Origin of the sequence: Streptomyces sp. NPDC001852 (assembly GCF_042891825.1) — a bacterium.
In the GTDB taxonomy this organism is placed as follows: Bacteria; Actinomycetota; Actinomycetes; order Streptomycetales; family Streptomycetaceae; genus Streptomyces.
Map to the genome: position 1 here is coordinate 1 of NZ_JBIATN010000073.1, position 9,854 is coordinate 9,854.

Consider the following 9,854-nt stretch of genomic DNA (forward strand, 5'->3'; position numbering starts at 1 on the left):
CCAGCATCAGCACTTTGTTGCTCGTGAGTCCCATGGGCTGTTTCCTGCCTGCGCTTTCCGCCCGGCACCGCCCACGCTTGCTTGCGAAGGCTTGCTCGGGGCTTTCCTTGGCCTTTGACCCGATTTTCCGGTGAGGAGTGAACCTCTGCTCGCGGAAACACGGGATGCGGTGTCCGCCAAGACAGATGCGTAAATGTCGGATGACGTTCCGACCGACGGCACATTGATTCCTGGTCGGTTCAGTGTGCGGCCGGCGGCTGGATGTAGTCCTCCAGGCGGGCCACCGCGAAGCCCTGTTCCCCGATGCGCCTGAGCAGATTCGCGAACATCTCCGTCATGGTGGCGCCCTTGAGCTCGGCAGGGCCGCGGAAGTGGGCGAGGATGATGTCACCGGGCCGCAGCTTCTTGCCCGGGTCCTGGTACTGCATGTTGCGTACCTGCATGGACTCACGCCACCAGACGATCGCTCGCGGCCCGCACGCTCCCACCGCGATCTTGGTGTTGTCGTTGTACGCCCCGTAGGGCGGCCGGAAGAGCAACGGGGCGGTGCCGAACTGCTGGGTGAGGATCTTCTGGTCGCCGCACACCTCTTGCTTCTGGCGGACCAGAGGGATGGTGTTCATCGCGGGGTGGTGCAGGGTGTGGTTCTGGATGTGGTCGCCCATCGCCTGCAGGGGCTTGAAGTACCCGTAGTCCGACTTGATGGCGTCGTTCATCAGGAACATCGTGATCGGGATCTTCAGGTCCCGCATCATCTCGATGAACCTGGGGTCCTTCTCCAGCCCGTCGTCGACGGTGATGAAGACGACCTTCCGGGATGTCGGTACGTGCGCGAAGACCGGAACCGGGCCGGTCGCGGAGAGCTTGATCGGCTTGTCCGCCGGGGGCGGGGGAGCCGCGGGCAGCGGTGTCAGGCCCCACTTCCGCCAGGCGGCCGGCTCAGCCGTGGCGTGCGACGCGGTCCCGGGCGTGCCGCCGACGGTGGCGGACGCCGACGAGGTGGCCGCCGGACCGGTCGCGTCGCCACCGCTCGTGCTGCAGCCGCCGACGGACAGGGCCAGGAGCACGCTGGCCAACGGCGCGTAGAACCTGCCGCCTGTGTTGCGTCGCCTCACCGTACCGGTCTCCTGACTCCGAAGCTGACCTCGACTCTGCTCGGAAGGTAACCGCGGCATGAAAGGCGAAGTTCAGCGGCGTGAAAGGCGAAGTTCAACAGAGGGTGAGAATAGGACCAAGGCCGACATCACTCCCCGGCATCATGCGGGTGATCACAGCCAACCGTCGGGGCTCAGCACTGGAGGGCGAGGAGGACGACAACGGCGGGTACCTCCAGGTCGGCGGCCTTACAGCCGTACGAACTGGGTCTCGGCGGCGCTGACGTCCGCGACCGGCATCGGCGGCGGGCGGCGGGCGGTGTCACTGACCTTGATCAGGACGGCGACCAGCAGCCAGTTGGCCACCATGGACGAGCCGCCCTGGGCGAGGAAGGGCAACGCCTTGCCCGTGAGTGGAATGAGCCCGGTGACACCACCCACGACGACGAAGACCTGGAGGACGAGGGCCGAGGCCAGGCCGCCGGCGAGCAGCTTGCCGAACGGGTCGGTGACGGTGAGGGCCGTACGCAGGCCGCGCTCGGCGAGCAGGGCGTAGAGCAGGATGATGATCGTGACCCCGGTCAGGCCGAGTTCCTCGCCGACCGTGGTCAGGATGAAGTCGCTGCGCCCGGCGAAGCCGATGAGCTCCGGGTGGCCCTCGCCGAGGCCGGTGCCGAGGATGCCGCCGGAACCGAAGCTGAACAGGGCCTGGGCGGCTTGGTCCGAGATGAGCCCCGGCGGGCGCTTGTCGGGCGGCAGGAAGATGTCCATCGGGTGCAGCCAGGCCACGACACGGCCGTGGACGTGCGGTTCGAAGGAACCGACGACGAAGGCGCCGACGGCGAACATGGCGACGCCGAACACCACCCAACTGGTGCGCTCGGTGGCGACGTACAACATGATGACGAAGAGACCGAAGAAGATCAGTGAGGTGCCGAGGTCCCGCTCGAAGATCAGGACGAGCAGGCTGAGGATCCACACGGCCGCGACGGGGCCGAGCTGCCGCCCGCGAGGGAGATACATGCCGAGGAAGCGCCGTCCGGCGAGCGCGAGGGCGTCCCTGCGGAGCGTCAGATATCCCGCGAAGAAGACCACGATGACGATCTTCACGAACTCTCCGGGCTGGAAGGACAGCGGGCCGATGAAGATCCACCGCTTCGCGCCGTAGACGTCGCCGGGATAGAAGGCCGGCGCCATCAGCAGGACCAGCCCCATGGCGATGGTGACGTACGGATAGCGCTGGAGCCTGCGGTGGTCCATGAGCAGCGCCACCGCCGCGGCGAACACCGCCACCGCGATGCCGCACCACATGAGCTGGCCCGGCGCCGCGGCCGTCGAGTGGTGGTAGTGCGACGCGTAGGCGATGTCGAGACGGTGGATCAGGACGAGACCCAGACCGCTCAGCAGGGTGGACAGGGGCAGGATCAGCGGATCGGCGTGCGGTGCGAACCGGCGTACGGTGACATGGCACACCACGGGCAGTGCAGCCGCGGCCAGGCAGGTCGGTGCCACATTCGGCGGCAGCTTCCCGCTGACGGCGAGGGCCGTCTCCGCATAGCCGTAGCAGCAGATGAGGATGGCGCCGAGGAGCAGGACGAGCTCCAGGTTCCGGTCACTCATGCGTCCTGACCGGCCTGGCCGCACTGCCGGCTTCGCCGTCCCCCGCCGACCAGTCATGCCTCCCCCTTCGATCGGGTTCACCCGCCGCAGTCCCGCTCGGGACCACGGCCAGCAAGGTTATATGGTTGCGCAATGACGCAACTGAACTGTAGCTGAGGGCGGGTAAGAGGAGGGTCGGCGTGGCGGCACGCAGGCAAAGGCGCCGCAGGTTGTGGCCGGCGGTGATCGGGGTGGGCGTGGTCCTCGCGCTCGTCGGCTATCTCGCCGTCCGGTTCATCCGCTCGGCGACGTCCGACGACTGCACGGCGCACGGCACGGACGGCACGACCGTCACGCTCGACCCGGACCAGGCGTCCCACGCCGCGACCATCGCGGCCGTGGCCCACGCGCGTGGCCTTCCGCAACGGGCCGTCACCATCGCCCTGGCGACCGCGATCCAGGAGTCCAAACTCCGCGACCTCTCCTACGGGGACCGGGACTCCCTCGGCCTGTTCCAGCAGCGGCCGTCCGAGGGCTGGGGCAGCCCCGCCCAGATCCGCGATCCCGTCTACGCGTCGGGCAAGTTCTTCGACGCGCTGGTCAAGGTGCCGGACTACGTCGACCTGCCGGTCACCGTCGCCGCGCAGGATGTCCAGCACAGCGGCTACCCGGGCGCCTACGCGTCGCACGAGGCCATGGCGTCGACGCTGGCCGACGTACTGACGGGACAGGACGGGCCCGCACTGACCTGCACCGTGAGCGGGGTGGGCAAGAGCGATGCGGATGCCGCCCGGGCCGGCGGAGGGAACGGTACCGACGGCGCCGGGGCGGGGCGGGGCAGGGACGGGGCGGGTGTCGTACACGTGGGCGGCGACGGCGGCGGTGGTGTCGCCGCAGCGGTCCGACGGGAGTTCGGCAGGGTGCCGGCCGCCGTCCCCACGACCGGCGGCGGCGTCAGCTATCCGGTCTCCGAGACGGCCACGGGCTGGTCCCTCGCCCTGTGGCTGGTCTGTCACGCCCGCGCGTTGCACGCCGCGTCGGTCACGTTCGACGGCCGCCGGTGGAGCAGCGGCGCCTCGGACCATGGCTGGACGCACATCCCGCATGCGCCGGCGGATTCCTCGACGGTGGTCGTGCGGGTGAGCTAGGGATCAATTGCAGGCTTGCGCAATGTCGCATACATCTGGCCAGAATGGAGCCCGTGACCAGCCATGACACCCCTCCTCCGCAGCGCCTCGGCCCCGAGCACTGGACCGAACTGCTGCATGTCCGACTGGAACGGATCGAGGGCTTGCTCGCTCCGGCCGAGCAGGCATCCGAGTCCGAGCGTCCCGCGTGGCAGCGGCGCACCAGAGGTGAGCAGCGTTGGGCGGTGATGGCGGCGCTGCTGGTGGCCGTCTGGGTGCAGTGGGCGCTGCCGGAACGGTTCAGCATCCATCCGCACTGGCTACTGCCCGCCCTGGAACTGTTCCTGATGGCGGCGCTGTGGGTGGCCCATCCGCACCGGCGGATCGAGTACCGGTCGAGTCTGCTGCGTGTGCTGGGTCTGTTGCTGGCCGCGGCGGTCAGCCTCGCCAACGGCTGGTCGGCCGTCATCCTGGTACGTGACCTGCTGCACGGTACCGAGGGTTCCAACGCCGCGGCGCTGCTGACGACGGGAGGCGGCATCTGGCTGACCAACGTCATCGCCTTCAGCCTCTGGTACTGGGAGTGGGACCGGGGCGGCCCCGCAGCCCGTGCCCTGGGCACGCACCAGCACCCGGACTTCCTCTTTCCCCAGATGCAGCAGGAGGGCATCGCGCCCGACGACTGGGAGCCGCAGTACATGGACTACCTCTATGTGGCCCTCACCAACGCCACGGCCTTCAGCCCCACCGACACCATGCCGCTGTCCCGCTGGGCGAAGCTGCTGATGTCCACACAGTCCACGATCTCGCTGCTGACCCTGGCGCTGATCATCTCGCGGGCCGTCGGGGTCCTGCAGTAGCCCCCGGCAGGGAGTACGTGAAATCTCGTGCCTGCGCGGGCAGGTGGGGGCCGTCCGATGCGACTCCGCAGGCAGGTGCCGCCACCGACCAGGAGGCGGTCGCTGCTTGTGCCGGGCGCCTACACTGGGTGGGCGCATGAGTGTCGACTGTGAAGTGTGGGCGGGAGGGCAGAGGACCGTGGCTGGGAACGTCGGTGGCTTCAAGGATCCGTCGGCCGACGTGCTGGCGGCTGCCGCCGGCGCCTTCGGGCTGCTCGCCTCGTCCGTCAGGCTCCACCTGATGTGGGCGCTGTCCCAGGGGGAGTGCGATGTCACGCACCTCGCCGACCGGGTGGGCGTTGCCCTGCCCGCCGTCAGCCAGCACCTGGCGAAGCTGAAGCTCGCCGGACTGGTGCGCTCTCGCCGTGAGGGTCGGCGGCAGGTCTACTACATCGACGACCCGGACGTCGTGACGCTCGTGCGCGTGATGATCGGGCAGCTGACGGCACGTTCCCACCAGGGTTCCGCGCCCGTACGACTTCTGCACGGGACCAGTGGCTGAGAGCACAGCGGCTTCGGACCAGGAAGCGGACCCGCCTGCTCCGGTGGCGCTGTCGGCGGTGTGGGCAGGGCCCGAAGTTCTTGGGGAGCCGGGGCCGGGGCTCTCCTCGCCGACGCTGCTGGAGGTCCTGCGCCGGCTGGACAGCGGTCCGCGCGGCTTGACGGAGGCCGAGGCCGAGGCACGCTTGGCCCGGTTCGGCGGCAACACGGTTCCCGCTCCGGGCGCGGCTGCCTGGCCACGACTGTTCGTGCGCAGCCTGCGTGACCCCTTCACCGCGGTCCTGCTCTGCCTCGGGCTGGTCTCCGCCGCCGTCTTGGCCTGGGGCACCGCCTCGGTGATCCTCTTCCTCGTCGTGGTCAGCTGCGTGCTGCGCGCGACAGGCGAGCAGCGGGCCGACCGGTCCACGGCCGCGTTGCGCCGGCTGGTCGCCACCACGGTGACCGTCCTGCGGCGCGCCGACGAGGACGCGGCAGCCACCGCTCGCGAGATTCCCGTGGACGACCTGGTCGTCGGCGACGTGATCCGTCTCGGGCCGGGTGACGTCGTACCGGCGGACGTGCGCCTGCTGCGCGCGAGCGGTCTGACGGTGCACCAGTCCGCGCTGACGGGAGAGTCGGCGCCCGTCGCGAAGCACACCGGCGACATGTCCGTCGACTCCGGGAGCGGGCCGTTCGACCATCCACAATGGTGCTTCCTGGGCAGCAGCATCGCCTCCGGCAGCGGCACCGCGGTCGTCACCGCGACCGGTGCGAGCACTCGGTTCGGCGCCGCGCACGGCCGTACGGCGGGCCGGCCGGAGCCGAGCGCCTTCGACCGCTCCGTCCACGGCGTCTCCTGGATCCTGATCCGGTTCATGCTGCTGACGCCGCCGCTGGTGCTGATGGCCAACGCGGCGTTGCGCGGACGCGGCCTGGAGACTCTGCCGTTCGCGGTCGCGGTGGCGGTGGGGCTGACCCCGGAGATGCTGCCGGTCCTCGTCACCTCCTGCCTGGCTCGTGGCGCCTCGCTGCTGGCCCGGACCCACGGAGTGATCGTCAGACGGCTCCCCGCCCTGTACGACATCGGCGCCGCCGATGTGCTGTGCCTGGACAAGACCGGCACGCTCACCCAGGACCAGCCCGTCATCGACCGCAGCCTCGGCCCGGACGGCCGGGACGACCCCGAGGTCCTGCGCTGGGCCGCCGTCAACGCCTGGTGGACCCTGCAACTCGCCGACCTGCCCGAGCCCGACGCCCTGGACGAGGCGATCCTGAATGCGGTCGACGAGGAGGACCTCCTCGCACACGACGGCATCGCCGCGGTCCCCTTCGACCCGGCCCGCCGCCTCGCCACCGCCGTCGTCCGCTCGCCCGGCCGCCTCGGCATGCACACCCTGGCCGTCAAGGGAGACGCCGAAGCCGTACTGTCCCGCTGCGCCCTCTCGGACCGGGAACGCGCAGACCTGCGCGACCTCGCCACCCGGCAGGCCGAGGACGGGCTGCGCGTCCTGGCCGTCGCCACCGCCGAACGCCCGGCACGCACCCGCGACTACACACAGGCCGACGAACGCGGCCTCACCTTCCGCGGCCTGATCACCCTGCGGGACGCGCTCACGCCCACCGCCGCCGAGGCACTGGAGGTCCTCACCGGCCAAGGAGTCACCGTCAAGGTCCTCACCGGCGACCACCCCGGCACGGCCGCCCGGACCTGCCGCGACCTCGGCATCCCGGTCCCCGAGGACGCCGTCCTCACCGCGGGCGCCATCGACACCCTCACCGACGCCGAACTGGCCGCCCTGGTCGCCCGTACCACCGTCTTCGCCCGCTGCACCCCCGATCACAAGGCCCGGATCACCCAGGCACTGCGCAGCGCCGGGCACACCGTCGGCTTCCTCGGCGACGGCGTCAACGACCTGCCCGCCCTGCGCGCCGCCGATGTCGGCATCGCTCCGCAGGGCGCCGCCGACGTGGCCCGCGAGGGCGCGGACGTGGTGCTCGCGGACAAGGACCTCACCGCTGTCACCCATGCCATCGACGCGGGCCGGCATGCGGGCCGCAACATCGCCACCTACCTGCGGATCACGCTGTCCTCCAACCTCGGCAACGTGATCGCGATGCTCTCCGCGGGCCTGCTGCTGCCCTTCCTGCCGATGCTCCCCGCCCAGGTCCTCACCCAGAACCTCTGCTTCGACGCGGCCCAGCTCACCTTCGCCCACGACCGTCCGCACCCGTCGGTGCTGCGCCGGCCGACCGTGCTGAGCCCCCGCGGCCTCCTGCGCTTCATCACGGGGTTCGGCCTGCTCAACGCCCTGGCCGACATCGCCACCTTCGCCGTGCTCGCCGTCACCCTGCACGGGCTCGGCACGCGCGGCGACCAGGCGGTGTTCCACTCCGGCTGGTTCACCGAAAACCTGCTCAGCCAGGCCCTGGTGATGGTGCTGCTCCGGGCCGGCCGCCGGGGCGCGCAGGGCCGTGGGCCGGGACCGGTCGGCCGGGCCGCGATCGCCCTGTCCGTCATCGGACTTGCGCTGCCTCCTTCACCGCTCGGCCCACCGCTCGGTCTCGCCGCCCTGCCGACCGCCTACTACCTCCTGCTCGGCGTGGTCCTGGCCCTGTACGCCGCCGCTCTCCTGATGGCCAGGACGCGCCATGAGTGATCCCCGTCCACGCCGACCGCGTCTTCGTACGACCCCGCCGACCACGCAGTCAGGCCCCGTCGTACCTGGTCCGGCCGCACCAGAACCGGGCGAAGGCGTCAAGGGCCGTCGGTGCAGGGTGACTTGCGGACTTGCGCAATAATCCAGTCGGCAGCGGGTAAGGCCCGTGATCGGGGGAGGAAGGGTGTTCCATGCCGCGCGATGACATTCGGCGAGTGCGCGATGCGAATCTGCGGCTGGGTGCTGCCCTGGCCGAGGTCGAAGGGCTTTATGCGGCGCTGTTGAGAGCCGGTTCCTCCGAGCGGCGTCAGGGTGTGCGAGCGGAGCTGGCCCGTGCCGCCGGCCGTCTCGCAGCTGTGGCGGCAACGCCGACGGAGACTCCGCCCCCACGCCTCGCCGGTCAGCGTTCGCGCCGGGGACGGCGGCGGGCCCTGGCGGAACGCGGCGCGGCCTGGATCATCGCAAGGTACGGAAGGAACGACCACTGAGGCAGGCCGGTCCGACCCGAGGGTGAGGACGTCGATCGTGTTTGCTAGATTGCGCAACTATGCAAGCCAGGTGAGGCCCCGCCTCGCCTGTCCGGACCCAGCCGCGCATGCCTGGCCGTACCGCTGATGGCCCGGCCTGACGAGCCCGACCGTTCATGGGAGTGCAAGATGAGCGACCCGTGGGACGGCCCGAACGGCCCAGCCGTGCGCAGCCGCACCACTCGCCGGGTGCCCGGCCAGCGTACGCGCGAGGCCGAGGGCACGCGCCCATCGAGCGGCCGCGCCGCGGCCCGGGCCACCTCCCGGTCACGCGGCGCCACCCGGTCGCGGCGCCGTGCGCATCCGGCGGGACGCGCCCGAAGGGCGCTCAAGATCGCCGCTATCACCCTGTCCGTACTGATCGTGGTCACGGCCGGTGCGGGCTGGTGGTTCTACGAGCACCTGAACGGCAACATCAACAGCGTCGCGCTCGACGGCAAGGGGGGCTCCGAGAAGGCCGACGCGTTCGGCCGCACCCCGATCAACATCCTGGTCATGGGCTCGGACGGCCGCACCAGCGTCGAGGACTGCAGGCTCGGCGGCGGCTGCTCTAAGACCGGGGTGCAGACCGGCAGCAACGCGGATGTGGAGATGGTGGTGCACATCTCCGCGGACCGCTCCAACGCGACGGTGATGAGCATCCCGCGCGACACCATGACCCAGGTACCGGCCTGCAAGGACAGCGAGAGCGGCCAGTCCACGAACGGCTACTACGGGCAGATCAACAGCGCGCTGCAGTACGGCCCCGCCTGCCAGGTGGCCACGGTCCACCAGCTCACCGGCATCCCGATCGACCACTTCGTCAAACTCGACTTCTCCGGCGTCGTGAAGATGTCCGACGCGGTCGGCGGCGTCTCCGTCTGCGTCACCGACGACGTCTACGACACCTACTCGCACCTGAAGCTCTCCAAGGGCGACCACACGCTCAAGGGTCAGGCGGCCCTGGAGTTCGTCCGCTCCCGGCACGGCTTCGGCGACGGCAGCGACCTCGGCCGTACGACGACCCAGCACCTCTTCCTCAGCTCACTGATCCGCAAGTTCAAGAGCGCGGGCACCCTCACCGACCCGACCGCGGTCTACGGCCTGGCCGACGCCGCCACCAAGGCCCTGACCGTGGACGACGGCCTGGGCAGTGTCAGCAAGCTGATCTCGCTCGCGTCGGACGTCAACAAGGTGCCCACCAAGCGGATGACGTTCACGACGATGCAGACGGCCCCCGACCCCAACAACAAGGAGCGCCTGGTCGTCGGACCGGGCGCGAAGACCCTGTTCTCGACCATCGCCGACGACCAGTCGCTGACCACGGGCTCCGGCAAGAAGGCGGAGGCGGCCTCGGCGACCGCGAAGGCCACCGCCCCGGCCGTCCCGGCGTCGCGGATCGCCGTCACCGTGGAGAACGGCACCGCGGTCACCGGCCGCGCCTCGGGCATCGCGACCGCGCTGACCGACCAGGGCTTCAGCTCCGCGACGA

At 70.4% G+C, this 9,854-nt stretch carries 7 protein-coding genes; 5 read left to right on the forward strand and 2 right to left on the reverse strand.

What is annotated here, in order from left to right; genetic code table 11:
• Positions 1-239: 239 nt before the first annotated feature.
• Positions 240-1,115: a polysaccharide deacetylase family protein gene (locus ACFYZB_RS46285; RefSeq protein ID WP_388768117.1), complete on the reverse strand. Its 876-nt coding sequence runs from the start codon at positions 1,113-1,115 to the stop codon at positions 240-242.
• Positions 1,116-1,343: 228 nt separating this feature from the next.
• The gene (locus ACFYZB_RS46290; RefSeq protein WP_388768120.1) at positions 1,344-2,714 is read right to left on the reverse strand and encodes an FtsW/RodA/SpoVE family cell cycle protein; all 1,371 of its coding nucleotides are present in this window, start codon (positions 2,712-2,714) and stop codon (positions 1,344-1,346) included.
• 179 nt (positions 2,715-2,893) lie between these two features.
• Here ACFYZB_RS46290 and ACFYZB_RS46295 point away from each other — a divergent pair, with 179 nt between their 5' ends.
• The 5 genes from ACFYZB_RS46295 to ACFYZB_RS46315 form a co-directional block, all read left to right on the forward strand.
• A complete protein-coding gene (locus ACFYZB_RS46295; protein ID WP_388768122.1) occupies positions 2,894-3,841 on the forward strand; it encodes a heavy metal transporter in 948 nt (315 codons plus the stop codon).
• Positions 3,842-3,894: 53 nt separating this feature from the next.
• On the forward strand, positions 3,895-4,680 hold the full coding sequence (locus tag ACFYZB_RS46300; protein WP_388768124.1) for a hypothetical protein: 786 nt from the start codon (positions 3,895-3,897) through the stop codon (positions 4,678-4,680).
• Between the two features lie 178 nt (positions 4,681-4,858).
• Positions 4,859-5,221: a metalloregulator ArsR/SmtB family transcription factor gene (locus tag ACFYZB_RS46305; RefSeq protein WP_351217031.1), complete on the forward strand. Its 363-nt coding sequence runs from the start codon at positions 4,859-4,861 to the stop codon at positions 5,219-5,221.
• The gene (mgtA, locus tag ACFYZB_RS46310; protein ID WP_388768126.1) at positions 5,214-7,856 is read left to right on the forward strand and encodes a magnesium-translocating P-type ATPase; all 2,643 of its coding nucleotides are present in this window, start codon (positions 5,214-5,216) and stop codon (positions 7,854-7,856) included. Before ACFYZB_RS46305 ends, mgtA begins: the two co-directional genes overlap by 8 nt.
• 656 nt (positions 7,857-8,512) lie before the next feature.
• A partial coding sequence (locus tag ACFYZB_RS46315) for an LCP family protein (protein WP_388768129.1) occupies positions 8,513-9,854 on the forward strand: 1,342 nt, incomplete at its 3' end.